Consider the following 15036-nt stretch of genomic DNA (forward strand, 5'->3'; position numbering starts at 1 on the left):
TGAGACTAGCGCTGCGCTGTGGATTGGGGAGAAGCCTCGGCCAGCAGGCGGCCGATGGTTTCGAATTGGAATTGTCGCGCCAGTTCACGCAGTTCATGCACCAGCACCGCGCACTCGGGTTGGGCAGCCTCGATGGCACCGAGGTGGTTGAGCACGCCACGGTAGTAGCCCAGTTGCACGGCTTCGCTCAGGGCCTGCAGGTGCTCGGGGGCGGGCCAGATGCGCACGATTTCGCGTGCTGCTGGTGCGGGGCTCGGCGTGTCTTCTGTGGGGGCCGCCTCTTGTGTCCATTGCAATCCAAGGCGGCGCTCCAGCCAGTCGAGCAACTCGCTGTGGCGCACGGGCTTGACCAAAAAGTCTTCCGGGCGAATGCCCACGTCGTTCTCCAGCGCCTTGTCGAAAGCATTGGCCGAGACGATGGCGACGCGGGCCTCGGTCAGGCCGGCGGCACGCAGGCGGCGGATGGTTTCCCAGCCGTCGATGCCGGGCATGGCCAAGTCCATCAGCACCACGTCGGGCCGCACACCGGCGGCTAGTAGATCCAGCGAGTCGTGGCCGCTGGCGGCGGTGCGCAACTCAAAACCGAGCGGCGCCAGCAACTGCACCAGCAGCTCGCGGTCGGGCTCTTCGTTGTCGACCACCAGCACGGTGCGCCGCTCGCCCAGGTAGCCGCGCCGTGGTGGTTGTGGAGCCGAGGCCGACAAGCGCGGGCCAATCGTTCCCGGGTGCAACTCGGGCAGAAAGAGTTTGATGCGAAACACCGAGCCCACGCCCGGTGTGCTGGCCACCGTCATCTCGCCGCCCATCAAGTCGGTGAGCATCTTGGCGATGGTCAGCCCCAAGCCCGCGCCACCCGACCCGCTGCTGGACTGCGCGCTGGCACTGCCGCGTGCAAACGGCTCAAAAATGCCCGCCAGCTCTTGCGTCGACATGCCGGGGCCGGAGTCTTCAATCTCGATCAGCGCCAGCTCGCGCGCGTATTGCACGCGCAGCCGCACCGAGCCCTGGCTGGTGAACTTGATCGCGTTGCCCAGCAGGTTGATGAGAATCTGCCGCACGCGTTTTTCATCGGCACGCACCACCTCGGGCAACACCTCTTTGGGCTCGAACTCAAACGCCAGCCCCTTGGCGCGCGCTTGGGACTCAAACATGTCGCACATCTCGTGCATGGTGTCCGCAAAGCGCATGGGCTTGACGTTGAGCGTGAGCTTGCCGCTTTCGATGTAGGCGATGTCAAGCGTGCCTTCGATCAGCGACAACAAATGCTCGCCGCCCCGACGGATCACGCTCACGGCCTGCTGGCGGTGCGGCGGCACGGTGGCGTCTTGGCCCATGAGTTGCGCGTAGCCCAAGATGCTGTTGAGCGGCGTGCGCAACTCGTGGCTGATGGCGCTGATGTAGCGGCTCTTGGCCTGGTTGGCCTGGTCGGCGGCCTGGCGCGCGCGGTCGGCCGCCAGGCGGGCGTCTTGCAGGGCTTGGTCGGTCTGGCGGTGGAGTTCAATTTCGCGCTGCAGCAAATGGGTTTGCCGGTTCGATTCTTCTTGCGCCACCTGCCGACTGTTGTGCGCCAGCACCAGCCACCAGGCCACAATGCCCGCGCCCACCAGCAGCGCCATGTAGGCCTTCATAAAACCGGCACGCAGCGCGTCGCCCAGCGCATCCAGAATGTCGGCGTTGGCCACCACGGTAGCCAACGAGCGCAGTTCTTGAAAGTACAGCAGGCCAAACACCGTGGCCAGCAGCGGCACCACCACCAGCATCAGCAATAAAAAGTGGCCCAAGCCGGTGTCGAGGTACGGCCAGATGCGCCGGGGTAACAGCCAACGCAACGTGGCAGCCCATTGCACCGATAGCGCGGCGTGCGGTTTGCACAGGTCGCCACAGCGCGCGTCAAGCGTGCAGCACAGCGAGCAGATGGGGCCTTTGTACGCGGGGCATTGGGCCATGTCGGGCCCCTCGTAGCTGCGTTCGCAAATCACGCAGCGCTGCAGCACTTCACGCAGATTGCGGCCCTCTTCGCGCGTGGGCACTGATTTCGCCGCATGGACAGCATGTGCTGAGTACTCAAGCCAATCGACCTGCGGCCCGCGAGCGATGTAGTAGCGCCCCTTCGTCCACCAGGCGATCAGCGGCGAAGCCATCAATGCCGTGCCCAACGCAATCACCGCCGAGAACGCCTGCGCGCCCGCGCCAAAAAACCCCAGGTACGACAGCACCGACAAGGTAGACGCCAAACCCATGGCGCCCACGCCCACGGGGTTGATGTCATACAGATAAGCGCGCTTGAATTCAATGCCCGGTGGCGACAAGCCCAGCGGCTTGTTGATGACCAAATCGGCCACCACGGCCATCATCCAGGCGATGGCAATGTTGGAGTACAGCCCCAGCACATCGCCCAGCGCCTCAAACACATTCATCTCCATCAACATGAAGGCGATGAGCGTGTTGAACAGCACCCACACCACACGCCCCGGGTGGCTATGGGTGATGCGCGAGAAGAAGTTCGACCACGCCAGCGACCCCGCATAGGCGTTGGTGACGTTGATCTTCAACTGCGATAACACCACGAAGATGGCCGTGGCCGCCACCGCCCAACCGTATTTGGGAAACACGTACTCGTAGGCCGCCAGGTACATCTGGTTCGGGTCGACCGCCCGCTCAATCGGCACCATGCGGCTGATGGCCAGGTAGGCCAGCAAGGCGCCCCCCAACATCTTCAACACGCCCAAGATCACCCAGCCCGGCCCACCGGCCAGCACGCCGAGCCACCAGCGGCCCTTGGTCGCCTCAGTGCGCACCGGCATGAAGCGAAGGTAGTCGGCCTGTTCCCCCATTTGGGTGATGAGTGCAATGCCTACGGTTAACGATGCACCAAATGAAAGCAAATCGAAGCCACTGGTTTTGGAGCGATCACCAACATAGTGCAAAACTTCAGAGAACGCACCGGGATCGCGCATGCCCACGTAGACAAACGGCACGATCAGCATCACCAGCCAGATCGGCTGCGTCCACACCTGCAGGCGGCTGATGACGGACACACCGTAGGTCACCAACGGAATCACCACCACCGCGCAGATGAGGTAACCCCAGGCTGGCGGAATGCCCAACGCCAAATCGAGCGCGTAGGCCATCACCGCCGCCTCTAGTGCGAAGAAGATGAACGTGAACGACGCGTAGATCAGCGACGTGAGCGTGGAGCCGATGTAGCCAAAGCCCGCGCCGCGCGTAAGCAAGTCCATGTCCACACCGTAGCGCGCGGCGTAGATGCTGATGGGCAGCCCGGCCAGAAAGATGATGAGCCCGGTGGCCAGGATGGCCCAGAAGGCGTTGACAAAGCCGTACTGTACCAGCAGCGTAGCGCCCACGGCTTCCAGAATCAGGAACGAGGCTGCGCCAAACGCGGTGTTGGCCACACGCCATTCAGACCAACGCCGCGAGCGCTGGGCGGTGAAGCGCAGCGCGTAGTCTTCCATGGTCTCACTGGCCACCCAACTGTTGTAGTCGCGGCGGATCTTCACCACTTGCTGCGGCGCATCGACGAGCGCGGGCCGCTCGGACGGGGATTCGGGAGAGGGAATAGGAGGCGTGTGCACCCCAGCATGGTGCAGCTTTCATGCCATTGCCTGGACAGGCGCTTGGCCTCGGCACGGGTATTGCGTCAGAATGAAACGCTACTGAAACACGCAACGCATCTAAAGCATTAAGACCCATGGAACTCACGCCACGCGAAAAAGACAAGCTGCTCATCTTCACCGCCGCCCTGCTGGCCGAGCGCCGCAAGGCCCGCGGCCTCAAACTCAACTACCCCGAAGCGGTAGCGCTGATCTCGGCGGCCGTGATGGAAGGTGCGCGCGACGGCAAGACTGTGGCCACGCTGATGAGCGAAGGCCGCAACGTGCTGACCCGCGCGGACGTGATGGACGGCATTGCCGAGATGATTCCGGACATCCAGGTGGAAGCAACGTTCCCCGATGGCACCAAGCTCGTCACAGTCCATCAACCGATAGTTTGAAGATGCGCCGATGCATCGGCACCCCCTTGTTCAACTTACTTCAGCCCCGAAACACCATGCGCAAGAACATCAAGAACACACTCATTTTGCTAGCTGCCGCTGCAACAGCCACGGGCGCCATGGCCCATACAGGCGCAGATGTTGGTGCCCACACCCACATCGCCTTCATGGACGGCCTGTTGCACCCGCTGACCGGCCTGGATCACCTGGCCGCGATGCTGGCCGTGGGCCTTTGGAGCGCCCTGAGCGCCCGCCGCGTGTGGACGGCGCCGCTCGCGTTTGCCGGCATGCTGCTGGTCGGCGCGTTGATGGGTTTGGCCGGTGTCAACATGCCAGCCGTGGAGCCGATGATTGCCGCCTCGCTGCTGGTGCTGGGCTTGATGGTGGCCACGCAAGCGCGTATGCCGGCCGCGTTGGCCGCCGGTTTGGTGGGTGCGTTTGCGGTGTTCCACGGTGTGGCGCACGGTGCTGAATTGGCTGGCGCCTCCAGTGCCTTCGCCCCCTTGGCCGGCATGCTGCTGAGCACCATCGCGCTGCACCTCACCGGCGTGGCACTCGGCCTGGCGCTGCGCACGCGCAGCCAATGGTGGCCCCGCGCCACGGGTGCCGCCATCACGCTGCTGGGCGGTGTGTTCTTGCTGCAAATGATCTAAGAGGACACCGTCATGATTCCAGGTGAACTGTTGATTGACGAAGGCGAGCACCCGCTGAACACCGACCGGCGCACGCTGACACTGGTGGTGCAAAACACGGCAGACCGGCCCATCCAAGTCGGCTCGCACTACCACTTTGCTGAAACCAACGCCGCACTCGGCTTTGACCGCGCCGCTGCACAAGGCATGCGCTTGAACATCGCCTCGGGCTCGGCCGTGCGATTCGAGCCCGGCCAGCAACGCACGGTTGAATTGGTGGACTATTCCGGCGCACGCACCGTCTACGGTTTCCGTGGCCTGACACAAGGAAAACTCTAAACATGGCAACGATCGGACGCCGCGCGTACGCGGAAATCTTTGGCCCCACCGTGGGCGACCGGGTGCGCCTGGCCGACACCAACCTGATGATTGAAGTCGAGGCCGACTACACCCTGCGCGCGGGCGCGTATGGCGAAGAGGTGAAGTTTGGCGGCGGCAAAACCATTCGCGACGGCATGGCGCAGTCGCAGATCACCAACGCACAAGGTGCCGCAGATTGTGTGCTGACCAACGCGCTGATCCTCGACCACTGGGGCATCGTCAAGGCCGACATCGGCCTGATGGGCGGGCGCATCGTGGCCATCGGCAAGGCAGGCAACCCCGACGTGCAACCCGGTGTGGACATCGTCATCGGCCCTGGCACCGAGATCATCAGTTGCGAAGGCAACATCGTCACCGCAGGCGGCATCGACAGCCACATCCACTTCATCTGCCCACAGCAGATTGAGGAGGCCCTGGCCTCGGGCGTAACCACCATGCTCGGCGGCGGCACCGGCCCGGCCACTGGCACGTTTGCCACCACCTGCACACCCGGTCCCTGGAACATCGAACGCATGCTGCAAGCCGCAGATGCCTTCCCCATGAACCTCGGCTTTTTGGGCAAGGGCAACGCCAGCCTGCCCGATGCGCTGCATGAACAAATCAACGCCGGTGTCATCGGCCTGAAGCTGCACGAAGACTGGGGCACCACGCCTTCGGCCATCAGCAACTGCCTGGACGTGGCGGACGAGACCGACACCCAGGTCGCCATCCACTCCGACACGCTGAACGAGAGCGGCTTCGTTGAAGACACCATGGCAGCCACCAAGGGCCGTGGCCTGTGTGCCTTCCACACCGAAGGCGCGGGTGGCGGCCACGCCCCCGACATCTTGCGCGTCGTGGGAGAAGAAAACTTCCTGCCATCCAGCACCAACCCCACCATGCCCTACACCGTGAACACGCTCGACGAACACGTCGACATGTTGATGGTGTGCCACCACCTCGACCCGGCCATTGCTGAAGACTTGGCCTTTGCCGAGAGCCGCATCCGCAAGGAAACGATTGCCGCCGAAGACATCCTGCACGATATGGGCGCCATCAGCATGATGTCCAGCGACTCGCAGGCCATGGGCCGTGTGGGCGAGGTGATTTTGCGCACCTGGCAAACGGCCGACAAGATGAAGCAGCAACGCGGCACGTTGCCAGAAGACAGCAGCCGCCACGACAACTTCCGCGCCAAACGCTACATCTCCAAATACACCATCAACCCGGCCATTGCGCACGGCATCAGCCACGAAGTGGGCAGCATTGAAGTCGGCAAGTGGGCCGACCTGGTGATCTGGAAGCCCGCGTTTTTTGGCGTGAAGCCTGCGCTGATTTTGAAGGGTGGCAGCATCGCCATGGCCGCCATGGGCGACCCGAATGCGTCCATCCCCACGCCGCAGCCGGTGCACTACCGGCCGATGTTTGGCGCGTTTGGCGGCGCACTGGCGCGCGGCTCGTTGACCTTTGTGTCGCAAGCCGGCCTCAACGCCAACATTGGCGAACGCTTCGGCCTGCGCAAGACCCTCAGCGCCGTGAAGAACGTGCGCCAAGTGCGCAAGCAACACATGGTGCACAACAGCTATTTGCCCAAGATGGAAATCGACGCGCAAACTTACACTGTGCGTGCCGACGGCCAGCTGCTCACCTGCGAGCCGGCCACCAAGTTGCCGATGGCGCAACGCTACTTTTTATTCTGATTTCATGCTGCAAGTTTCTAAACGCATTCCGCAAGGTCAAGGCTTGGCCTCGGTATTACTCAAACGTGCTGCCACGGTGGAACTGGATTGGGACGTGCGGCAAAAAAGCCGCTTCGACGCCACCGATTCACAAGGCCGCCAACTCGGCATCTTTTTGCCACGCGGCACCGTGGTGCGCGGCGGCGATGTGCTGGTGGCCGAAGACGGCTCGTTTGTCAAAGTGGTGGCCGCGCCGCAGCCCGTGCTGGTCATCACGCCGTGCAGCGAACATGGCTCGCCATTCGACCTGGTGCGCGCCGCTTACCACTTGGGCAACCGGCACGTGCCCATCGAACTCAAGCCCGACCACCTGAAGATCGAACCCGACCACGTACTCGCCGACATGCTGCGTGCCATGCACCTCATCGTCAACGAAGCCGCGCAGGCGTTTGAGCCGGAGAGCGGTGCTTATGGAGACGGCGGTGGTGCGGCCCATGGGCATGGTCACAGCCATGGGCATGCCCACGACAAGCATGACCACCATGACCATGGACATAGCCACGATCATGCTCATGACCACGGGCACGAAAACGGGCATGAAAACGGACATGTTCATGGCCCCGCGTGTGGGCACGACCACGGCCATTCACACTAATGCCTGGCACGGATACACCCACGCCAGCATCGCTACAACCCGCCAGCCTGCTGCAACTCATCTGGCTAGCATCTCCTGCATTGCCCGTCGGCGGGTTCTCGTACTCTGAAGGCCTGGAAGCTGCAGTCGAATCAGGCTTTGTGCACGACGAACACAGCGCCGCCGATTGGCTGGTTGACCAGCTGCAGCTCACGCTGGTGCGCAGCGATTTATCGGTCATGGCGCAAGCCATCGACGCTTGGCGTCGTGACGACGTGGAAGTGCTGCGGCAACTCAACACCTGGGTGCTCACCACGCGCGAAACCAGCGAACTGCGCGCCCAGACCGAACAGATGGGCCGCTCGTTGCTCGAATGGCTGCGCAACCACCACACCGCCAGCGCCGAGCAGATTGCCGCATGCGCCACGTTCAACCCCACCTACCCCATCGCTTTTGCATTGGCCGTGGCGGGCACACAAGCCAGCGCGCGCGATGGCCTGCTGGCCTTCACCTTCGGCTGGGCTGAGAACATGACGCAATCGGCCATCAAAGCCGTGCCGTTGGGGCAAAGCGCTGGCCAGCGCATCCTGGCGCAGCTGGCCGCAGCCATTCCAGACGCCGTGCAACAAGGCATGGCCTTGCCCGAAGAAGACCGTCAGGCGTTTTCGCCGCTGTGGGCAATCTTGTCGTCCCAGCACGAAACGCAATACTCTCGCCTGTTCCGCTCCTGATCCACCGTTCACTTTTTTCTTCACCATGTCCGCACTCCACCACATCCCCAACCGCACCAAGAAACTGCCTCCGTTGCGCGTCGGCATCGGCGGCCCCGTTGGCTCGGGCAAAACCACCTTGCTGGAAATGCTGTGCAAGGCCATGCGCGACAAGTACGATCTGGTCGCCATCACCAATGACATCTACACCAAGGAAGACCAACGCCTGCTGACCGTGAGCGGCGCCCTGCCCGCCGAGCGCATCATGGGCGTCGAAACCGGCGGCTGCCCGCACACAGCCATCCGTGAAGACGCGTCCATCAACTTAGAGGCCATCGACCGCATGCTGACCGACTTTCCTAACGCCGACGTGGTGTTTGTGGAAAGCGGCGGCGACAACCTGGCCGCCACCTTCAGCCCCGAACTCAGCGACCTCACCATCTACGTGATCGACGTCGCCGCTGGCGAAAAAATCCCGCGCAAAGGCGGCCCCGGCATCACCAAAAGCGACCTGTTCGTCATCAACAAAACCGACCTCGCCCCCTACGTGGGCGCCGACCTGGCCGTGATGGAAGCCGACACGCGCCGAATGCGCACCAACACCCAAGGCTTGAAGCCATTCGTGATGACCAACCTGAAGACCCAAACCGGCCTGGAAGAGGTCATCCGTTTTCTGGAAACCAAAGGCATGCTGCAAGCAGCCTAACCTCGCTAATCAGTGCCGAGCCAAAACAGCGGCTCGGCATGGTTAGAATAGAAGGCTAGGAAGCGTGGCAGAGTGGTCGATTGCACCGGTCTTGAAAACCGGCAACCCGCAAGGGTTCGTGAGTTCGAATCTCACCGCTTCCGCCATCGGCGGGCAACGACCTCAGGGTCTTCATCTGTCTCCGGTGGAAACGCGTCAAGCATGGCGCGAAAAGCGGCCTTAGCTTCCGCCTCATGTGGGATGTCATCCCGCATCTCTTCACTGATTCCCTCAAGCAACGCACGCAGCGGGCTCTCGCCTGCAATGGCCGCTATCTGTGCGCGCTTGCGGTATCCGCAGGGTCTCCCGCGCTTGTAGTCGCTCAGATTTTGCGGGCTCACTCCAATCATTTCGGCTAGGGCTTTCTGGCTTCCGGCGTTCGCTGCCGCTTTTGCAATCGTGTCGTTGAGTGACATTTTTCTCGTTCCTTCGCTTTACAGATACTCACAACTGAGTAGAATAAATACTCACACATGAGTAATTCCCGCTCGTGAGTAATTGTCGGTCATGCCGCGTGAGCGGACAACACAAGCGTTAGCGCTGTACCTGGGAAGGTAGATATCCGCCGACTGGTCATCAATCAACCACTGGAGCGAACCCATGGAACAGATTTACGCAGCCCTCTCGGGGGACCTAGACAAAGTCGATGGTCGCTCATTGGCCGAGTCACCCTCGGTGGGCTGCACCCTCAAACGCGGTTCTCTCGTCGTTAAGTCCGGCGTGGAATACCGCATTGCCAACGTCACGAAAAAAGGCGTGGTGAAGCTGAACCATAAGTGCGGCGGCTTCGCGATGTATTCGCACATCAACGCCTGCAAGCAACTGGAGTTGTCGCTGTGAGCGCGCAGTCACCCTCGGTGGGCTGCACCCCTTCGCCCCGTGTCCTCGTGCCTATCTTCGTTGCGGGCAACTCAGCGTTAGTGCATGCGCTGGTTGGCTACAACGTCGCTGACTCTGGCATGAGCGAGCGTGATAGGCAGGTCGTCTTAGAGCGTGCGCAGATGCGGTGGGATGCGCTTTTGAGTGCTGCTGGTTATGTCGAGTGAGCGTGTCCCCTTGAGCCTTGCGAGCAGGGTTCACGGGCGCACGTTCGCCTTCACATCAACTTCAGAAAGCAATCCATGGCTCAAATTTTGTCCTCTCGTATCCAAGTGCTCGCAGTCGAAAACGAAGATCGCACCAGCAAGGCTGGCAAGGAATACACCCACTTCAAGGCCTCCTGCATCGTGCTGGATGACAACGGTGGCGTCATCACTGTGGGTGCCTTGCGCTCCCGCGAAATCATGCCGGAACTGCGCGATCAACTAAAACCCGGCGTGACGGGCATCTTCCGCGTGGGCTACGGCTTGCAGGTGTCCGACTTCGGCGAGAAAAAGGGCGACATCGTGCCCATGGTTGTGCACCTCCAGCCGGAAAAGCCCGTGGCCCCTACGGCTGCTGCCAAGGCCTAAGCCATGTATGACGATCTTGCGATCGCCAGCGGCCTGCTCTTCAGCGTGCTGTTTGTCTGGGTCTTGGTGATGGCCTGGATTCAGTCAATTGCCCGGGGGGCGCTGCGTGGCTGAACCCACAGCGATCAATTGCAGCAGCGCGTGCACTGTCACGGTGGTGCATGAACTGTCCCTGCCGCCCCTGCAACTCGACACGCTAGGGGGCGCGCAAATCGCCCTGGCCGTGCTCGGTGTGTGGGCGGTCGGCTTCGGCATCCGCATGCTGATCCGCACCATGCGTGTCGATGAAAAGCCTCCCTCGTTCGATGACTGACACGCCAGCGTTAAGCCTCTGCTGGGGGCTTACCGGTGCCGCTGTTGGCCCAAATCCAAACCGAAAGGGTTCCTATGAAACTGATGAATCAAGCTCGCAAGTACGGTCCTAAGCTGGCCGTTGTCTCTGGCCTCGCTGCCTCCGCTGCTGCCTCGCACGCTGAAGCCATCGACGTCGCTGCGGTGGTGACCGACATTGGCGCGCAGGCTGCGCCTATCGCCTTGATCGGCGCTGCCGTGTTGATCCTGCACGTCGGCGTCAAGGCGTTCAAGTGGGTGCGCTCGGCTCTGTCTTGACCGACGGTGATTAATGCGCCTCGGGGACGCCCGGGGCTCATTGCTAACCGAGGGGAAGACATGGGCCTATTCGTCGTCATTGCTGTGTTGGGGGCTGCATGGCTTATCTTTACCGCGTAGCCCTTCTGTTGCTCCTGCTGTTTGCGCACGTAGACAGCCACGCGTCTTTCCCACCTGCGGTGAGCGATTGGCGCAACGGTGATTCGAGTTGCGGGGGCAATGATGCGATTGGCGTGATCCGCTGCACGCTGTCCAAGATCCACAACACCACCAATTGGGGCGCTTGCACCATCGATAGCCAAACATTGACCGAGGCCAGCGGCGGGTGCGTCTACCTCGGCAACGGTGTGCGCTTGATCACTGGTATTTTTGCGGTGCTGTCGTGCCCGATGAACAGCACCATGCAAGGTTCGGTGTGTGTCTGTAACGCGGGGGCTAATCAGGTCGGTAATACCTGCGTTGTGCCGACACCTGCCGACAATGCCAAAGCGATCGCAGACGGTTTAAATTTGATCGGTGCGCCGCTGTGTTTTAGCGGGGCGCCTTCGCTCAAAACCTGTTACGCGGGCTATGTGATCAGCGCAGGGTTTGGGGGCTCGGCGGGCACATCTGGCGGCAGTGCGCAGTCCTGCATCTACCCGCCGTTCAGCGGTGATGGCACGACCTGTGTGGATTCGCCGGACACGTCGGGGACGCCCTCTCCGTGTGCTGTCGGGAAGGTGCCCGGCACGGTTAATGGTGTCACGGTGTGTGTTGATCCTGGCACTACCTCTGCCTCTGGTGGTAGTTCCAGTGGTAGCAGTTCCAGCACCGATGGTGAGGGCAACAGCACGGGCAGCGGCTCCAGTAGCAGCGGAAAGGAGACGACGTGTACGGGCACCACTTGCACCACAACCACGACGACGACAACCACGAATTCGGGCGGTGGGACCAGTACTGCCACAACGTCGACCACACAGCCCAAGGCTACCTTTTGCGCTGAAAACCCTGCATCACAGCTGTGCACGGTGGGCAGCTTCTCGGGGTCGTGTGGCGCGGCTCCTGCGTGCTCTGGTGATGCTGTGCAATGTGCGCAAGCCCGTTACGTGTTTGAAGCGGCTTGTTCGTTGGCGAAGCCGTCTAGCGATAGTTCGGAGTTGAGCGCTTACAACGCGGCACGGCTCACGAATGACGGTGATCAAACGGAGAAGCTGGGCGCCAGTGCTCCGGTTGCCATCGGCGCGGGCAACTTCGATCAGACGGAATTGCTGGGCGCAGGTGCTGGGCTCTCTGACCTGCAAATCGAGGTGTGGGGGCGCTCTGTGGTGCTGCCCTTCTCAAACGTCAACCCGTGGCTTTCGCGCCTGGGTATCTTGTTGCAGGCCGTGACGTTCCTGCTCTGCATGCGCATCGTTTTTAGGGGGTGATCTATGCCATGGCTTGGCGCGGTAATCATGGGGGCTCTGCTCAACGTCATTGGCACGTTGGTGGGGCGTGTGTTGACGGCATTGGGCATGGGTGTCATCAGCTACACCGGCTTTTCGATCACGCTCGATTGGCTCAAGCAAAACGCGGTGTCGTCGCTGGTGTCCTTGCCCCCTGAAATGGTCGGCATCCTGGCGCTGATGAAAGTCGGCTCCTGCATCAGCATGGTGGCGTCGGCACTGCTTGTGCGGCTCACGCTGCAAGGCATGCAGAGCGATACCGTCAAGAGTTGGGTGAAGAAATGATCTACCTGCGTACAGGGGCTAACGGCGCCGGTAAAACCCTGCTGACCCTGCGCGATGTGCGCGAGAAGTCGCTCGCCGAATCGCGTCCGGTCTACTACAACGGCCGCTTTGAAATGCTGGCTGATTTCGGTTGGACCAAGATCGACGCCAAGGATTGGGAGTCCTGCCCCGATGGTGCGATCTTCCTGTTTGATGAGTGCCACAACGATTTCCCTCTGCGTTCGGCCAGTGCGCCAGTGCCGCCGTACGTCAAGCAATTGGCCGAACACCGGCGGCGTGGTTTCGACTTCTTTTTGATCACGCAGCACCCAATGAACCTCGACGCGTTTGTGCGTCGGTTGATCGGCTCGCCTGGGTGGCACCAGCACTTGAAGCGGGCCAGCGGTGCACCCCTGGTGTCGGTGATCGAATGGCCCGCCGTCACGGATCAGCCGCAGAAAAACGGCTCAGGTGCGACGGGCTCCGTGAAGATGGTGCCGTATCCAAAAGAGGTTTACGGCTGGTATCAGTCCACGTCCCTCGACACCGCCAAAGTCAAGATACCGTTTCAGGTCAAAGTGCTGGTTGCCTGCGTGGTGGCCATCCCCGTGCTTGGCTATTACGGCTGGCAAGCCTTGATGAAAAACACCGCGCCGAAAGGTGGATCGGATCCGGCTAAAACGGCGCCGGCATCGGGTCCCGCTCGCACCATGGCGGCAGGGCCAGACGGTGCAAAACCTGTGATGACGCCTGCCGAATACGTGGCGTCGTTCAGTCCCCGCCTGGAGGGCTTTCCGCAAACCGCGCCCCGCTATGACGATCTCACGAAGCCCACGCAGGTGCCATACCCTGCGGCCTGCGTCCAATCCAAGGATCGGTGCCAGTGTTACAGCCAGCAAGCCACACGTTTGGTGGTGCCGCTGACGGTGTGTCAGCAGATCGTGGCGGGCGGTTATTTCAAGGATTGGGGCCAAGCCCTTGCTGATGCCAGCGCGGGCCGTCCAGCAACCGCCACGCCAGTGCTGGCAACTGCTGCGCCTGTTGTGGTGGCTACGGCTGCGCAGGCGGGTCCACATCCGTTCGAGGCGGTACTCCCGAGGCCCGCGGACCCTAACGCACCAAAACCCGCTCGGGCGGCGTCTGGTGCCTCCTGAATTCGCGGCATAGCCAGCCGCGCCGGTCGTTTACGGCAGCGAAGCAGCCGACACCCTCTCACGTTTGATCCACACGCAAATGCACCGCTCTGCACCTTCCTGTTTCACCGCGTGGCCGCGCTGCGCTGCTGCTGGCTCGTCCTCGTGCCATGAAAAGCAAATGGCGCTGTCGGGCCCCTCGCTGCCTGCTATCGCCCACGCGGGGGCTCTGCAGCGCACGCACGCAAGCGGAGCGCGTGCGGCGCGCAGCGCCGCCGCTAATTTATTACTAGAACACTTTGGAACACACACCCGTTTCGGGTCGGATTTCTCCGGCGTAGCCGGTTAAAAAAATATCCCCGCAACAGCGCCAACTGTTCGGGGACGTGATCACAGCTAAGACTTAGGAGCGCTGCAATGCGAAAAATTGTATTCGGTATCGAGTTGGAAGGCCATCGGGTCGATGATGAGTTTGAGATTCGCACCTGGGAGCGCAATGGCGTGCTTGAGCGGTCGATTAAACCTGTTACCAAGTGGGAGGAGGTCGCTGACCATGGCTTCCATTACAAACCCGAGGTAGAGACCTTGGAGGGCCGTTTAGCAGCCTTGCTGGTGTCTCGGGAGCGTGCCCCCGGCAAGCTTGTCGAAAAGATGATTGCGGAGGTGGAGGCTGAGATTGAGGAGCATCGGTTGTATGTGCTCAGAAAGGCGGCTACACGCGCCAAACAGCAGTGCCGTAGGGCCATCATTCAAGAAAACTTTGACGAGCTTCTAACGCTCACGTATCGCGAAAATCAGCTTGATCGGGACCTGTGTAAAAAGCACTTTAAGGAATGGGTACGGCGTATGAAACGTGCTCTCCCTGGCTTTCGCTATTGCGCCAGTTTTGAGCGTCAGGATCGCGGCTCTATGCACGTGCATCTAGCCACGTACAAGCTGCCCACGCATGCCACGTTCAGGGGCACTAAGGTCAAGGCCTGGGAGTTGGGCACTAAGGTTTGGCGCTCCATCGTGGGAAAAGATAACGGCTTGTGCTTCGTTGGTGGTAAGTCGCGCTTTGGTGGCCGCGCTGCGCATCGTGGCTTGGCCAAGATGGCCGCTTACGTCTCTAAATACATCATGAAAGACTATGAGGCCTCCCCCCCTGGGAGTAACCGCTACAGCCGCTCTGTGGGCGCTGTTGTGTCGAAGTCTGAGGTGATGTACCTGCGTGGCTGCACGTTTGCTGAGGCTATCGCAGTGTGCTTCGAACTGGGGGAAGGTGATGTGCTGATTTCGCATCGTTTGAACAAGTACAAGGATGCGACTTGGCTCTGTGTTGATAGGGGGAGGCCTGTTAAATCTGACAGTGCGGCGGTGACGCATGGTTAATAGATTTTTCCC

The 15036-nt window shown here is 61.4% G+C and carries 17 protein-coding genes and 1 tRNA gene; 16 read left to right on the forward strand and 2 right to left on the reverse strand.

The genetic code is table 11. From position 1 onward, the window contains the following. Nucleotides 1-5: 5 nt before the first annotated feature. Nucleotides 6-3593, reverse strand: a complete 3588-nt coding sequence (locus tag ACPWMG_RS19255; RefSeq protein WP_483301090.1) for an ATP-binding protein — start codon at nucleotides 3591-3593, stop codon at nucleotides 6-8. 116 nt (nucleotides 3594-3709) lie between these two features. Between ACPWMG_RS19255 and ACPWMG_RS19260 the strand changes: the two genes are divergently transcribed. From ACPWMG_RS19260 to ACPWMG_RS19295, 8 genes are all read left to right on the forward strand, one after another. After that, nucleotides 3710-4012, forward strand: a complete 303-nt coding sequence (locus ACPWMG_RS19260) for an urease subunit gamma (RefSeq protein WP_483301091.1) — start codon at nucleotides 3710-3712, stop codon at nucleotides 4010-4012. Nucleotides 4013-4068: 56 nt separating this feature from the next. Further along, a complete protein-coding gene (locus ACPWMG_RS19265) occupies nucleotides 4069-4665 on the forward strand; it encodes a HupE/UreJ family protein (protein WP_483301092.1) in 597 nt (198 codons plus the stop codon). 12 nt (nucleotides 4666-4677) lie between these two features. After that, the gene (locus tag ACPWMG_RS19270) at nucleotides 4678-4983 is read left to right on the forward strand and encodes an urease subunit beta (RefSeq protein WP_483301093.1); all 306 of its coding nucleotides are present in this window, start codon (nucleotides 4678-4680) and stop codon (nucleotides 4981-4983) included. 2 nt (nucleotides 4984-4985) lie between these two features. Then, complete coding sequence (ureC, locus tag ACPWMG_RS19275; protein WP_483301094.1) at nucleotides 4986-6704, forward strand: urease subunit alpha; 1719 nt, start codon at nucleotides 4986-4988, stop codon at nucleotides 6702-6704. A 4-nt stretch (nucleotides 6705-6708) separates the two neighbouring features. Next, entirely contained in the window at nucleotides 6709-7338 is a 630-nt protein-coding gene (ureE, locus tag ACPWMG_RS19280; RefSeq protein ID WP_483301095.1) for an urease accessory protein UreE, read from the forward strand. Beyond that, entirely contained in the window at nucleotides 7338-8048 is a 711-nt protein-coding gene (locus ACPWMG_RS19285) for an urease accessory protein UreF (protein ID WP_483301096.1), read from the forward strand. The genes ureE and ACPWMG_RS19285 overlap by 1 nt, the downstream gene beginning before the upstream one ends. Nucleotides 8049-8073: 25 nt before the next feature. After that, a complete protein-coding gene (gene ureG, locus ACPWMG_RS19290; protein ID WP_483301097.1) occupies nucleotides 8074-8733 on the forward strand; it encodes an urease accessory protein UreG in 660 nt (219 codons plus the stop codon). Between the two features lie 58 nt (nucleotides 8734-8791). Next, a tRNA-Ser gene (locus ACPWMG_RS19295) sits at nucleotides 8792-8879 on the forward strand. Here the strand turns inward: ACPWMG_RS19295 and ACPWMG_RS19300 are convergent. Beyond that, complete coding sequence (locus ACPWMG_RS19300) at nucleotides 8865-9188, reverse strand: hypothetical protein (protein ID WP_483301098.1); 324 nt, start codon at nucleotides 9186-9188, stop codon at nucleotides 8865-8867. The genes ACPWMG_RS19295 and ACPWMG_RS19300 overlap by 15 nt on opposite strands. A 184-nt stretch (nucleotides 9189-9372) precedes the next feature. Here ACPWMG_RS19300 and ACPWMG_RS19305 point away from each other — a divergent pair, with 184 nt between their 5' ends. From ACPWMG_RS19305 to ACPWMG_RS19340, 8 genes are all read left to right on the forward strand, one after another. Then, nucleotides 9373-9612: a hypothetical protein gene (locus ACPWMG_RS19305; protein ID WP_483301099.1), complete on the forward strand. Its 240-nt coding sequence runs from the start codon at nucleotides 9373-9375 to the stop codon at nucleotides 9610-9612. A gap of 281 nt (nucleotides 9613-9893) precedes the next feature. Beyond that, complete coding sequence (locus tag ACPWMG_RS19310; RefSeq protein ID WP_483301100.1) at nucleotides 9894-10223, forward strand: hypothetical protein; 330 nt, start codon at nucleotides 9894-9896, stop codon at nucleotides 10221-10223. 106 nt (nucleotides 10224-10329) lie between these two features. Further along, nucleotides 10330-10536, forward strand: a complete 207-nt coding sequence (locus ACPWMG_RS19315) for a hypothetical protein (RefSeq protein WP_483301101.1) — start codon at nucleotides 10330-10332, stop codon at nucleotides 10534-10536. A gap of 74 nt (nucleotides 10537-10610) precedes the next feature. Continuing rightward, on the forward strand, nucleotides 10611-10832 hold the full coding sequence (locus tag ACPWMG_RS19320; protein ID WP_483301102.1) for a major capsid protein: 222 nt from the start codon (nucleotides 10611-10613) through the stop codon (nucleotides 10830-10832). A 98-nt stretch (nucleotides 10833-10930) separates the two neighbouring features. Next, the gene (locus ACPWMG_RS19325) at nucleotides 10931-12238 is read left to right on the forward strand and encodes a hypothetical protein (RefSeq protein WP_483301103.1); all 1308 of its coding nucleotides are present in this window, start codon (nucleotides 10931-10933) and stop codon (nucleotides 12236-12238) included. 3 nt (nucleotides 12239-12241) lie between these two features. Further along, nucleotides 12242-12541: a DUF2523 domain-containing protein gene (locus ACPWMG_RS19330; RefSeq protein WP_483301104.1), complete on the forward strand. Its 300-nt coding sequence runs from the start codon at nucleotides 12242-12244 to the stop codon at nucleotides 12539-12541. Next, entirely contained in the window at nucleotides 12538-13674 is a 1137-nt protein-coding gene (locus tag ACPWMG_RS19335) for a zonular occludens toxin domain-containing protein (protein WP_483301105.1), read from the forward strand. The genes ACPWMG_RS19330 and ACPWMG_RS19335 overlap by 4 nt, the downstream gene beginning before the upstream one ends. A 396-nt stretch (nucleotides 13675-14070) precedes the next feature. Beyond that, nucleotides 14071-15024, forward strand: a complete 954-nt coding sequence (locus tag ACPWMG_RS19340) for a rolling circle replication-associated protein (protein WP_483301106.1) — start codon at nucleotides 14071-14073, stop codon at nucleotides 15022-15024. Nucleotides 15025-15036 lie beyond the last annotated feature (12 nt).

The sequence above is a fragment of the Hydrophilobacter chitinilyticus genome, from assembly GCF_049860745.1.
Classification (GTDB): domain Bacteria; phylum Pseudomonadota; class Gammaproteobacteria; order Burkholderiales; family Burkholderiaceae_C; genus Rhodoferax_B.

Excerpts from the sequence above, each read along its gene's own strand:
- ACPWMG_RS19260 (WP_483301091.1), top strand. The coding sequence starts at position 3,710 with ATGGAACTCACGCCACGCGAAAAAGACAAGCTGCTCATCTTCACCGCC.
- ACPWMG_RS19265 (WP_483301092.1), top strand. The coding sequence starts at position 4,069 with ATGCGCAAGAACATCAAGAACACACTCATTTTGCTAGCTGCCGCTGCA.
- ACPWMG_RS19270 (WP_483301093.1), top strand. The coding sequence starts at position 4,678 with ATGATTCCAGGTGAACTGTTGATTGACGAAGGCGAGCACCCGCTGAAC.
- ureC (WP_483301094.1), top strand. The coding sequence starts at position 4,986 with ATGGCAACGATCGGACGCCGCGCGTACGCGGAAATCTTTGGCCCCACC.
- ureE (WP_483301095.1), top strand. The coding sequence starts at position 6,709 with ATGCTGCAAGTTTCTAAACGCATTCCGCAAGGTCAAGGCTTGGCCTCG.
- ACPWMG_RS19285 (WP_483301096.1), top strand. The coding sequence starts at position 7,338 with ATGCCTGGCACGGATACACCCACGCCAGCATCGCTACAACCCGCCAGC.
- ureG (WP_483301097.1), top strand. The coding sequence starts at position 8,074 with ATGTCCGCACTCCACCACATCCCCAACCGCACCAAGAAACTGCCTCCG.
- ACPWMG_RS19300 (WP_483301098.1), bottom strand. The coding sequence starts at position 9,188 with ATGTCACTCAACGACACGATTGCAAAAGCGGCAGCGAACGCCGGAAGC.
- ACPWMG_RS19305 (WP_483301099.1), top strand. The coding sequence starts at position 9,373 with ATGGAACAGATTTACGCAGCCCTCTCGGGGGACCTAGACAAAGTCGAT.
- ACPWMG_RS19310 (WP_483301100.1), top strand. The coding sequence starts at position 9,894 with ATGGCTCAAATTTTGTCCTCTCGTATCCAAGTGCTCGCAGTCGAAAAC.
- ACPWMG_RS19320 (WP_483301102.1), top strand. The coding sequence starts at position 10,611 with ATGAAACTGATGAATCAAGCTCGCAAGTACGGTCCTAAGCTGGCCGTT.
- ACPWMG_RS19325 (WP_483301103.1), top strand. The coding sequence starts at position 10,931 with ATGGCTTATCTTTACCGCGTAGCCCTTCTGTTGCTCCTGCTGTTTGCG.
- ACPWMG_RS19330 (WP_483301104.1), top strand. The coding sequence starts at position 12,242 with ATGCCATGGCTTGGCGCGGTAATCATGGGGGCTCTGCTCAACGTCATT.
- ACPWMG_RS19335 (WP_483301105.1), top strand. The coding sequence starts at position 12,538 with ATGATCTACCTGCGTACAGGGGCTAACGGCGCCGGTAAAACCCTGCTG.
- ACPWMG_RS19340 (WP_483301106.1), top strand. The coding sequence starts at position 14,071 with ATGCGAAAAATTGTATTCGGTATCGAGTTGGAAGGCCATCGGGTCGAT.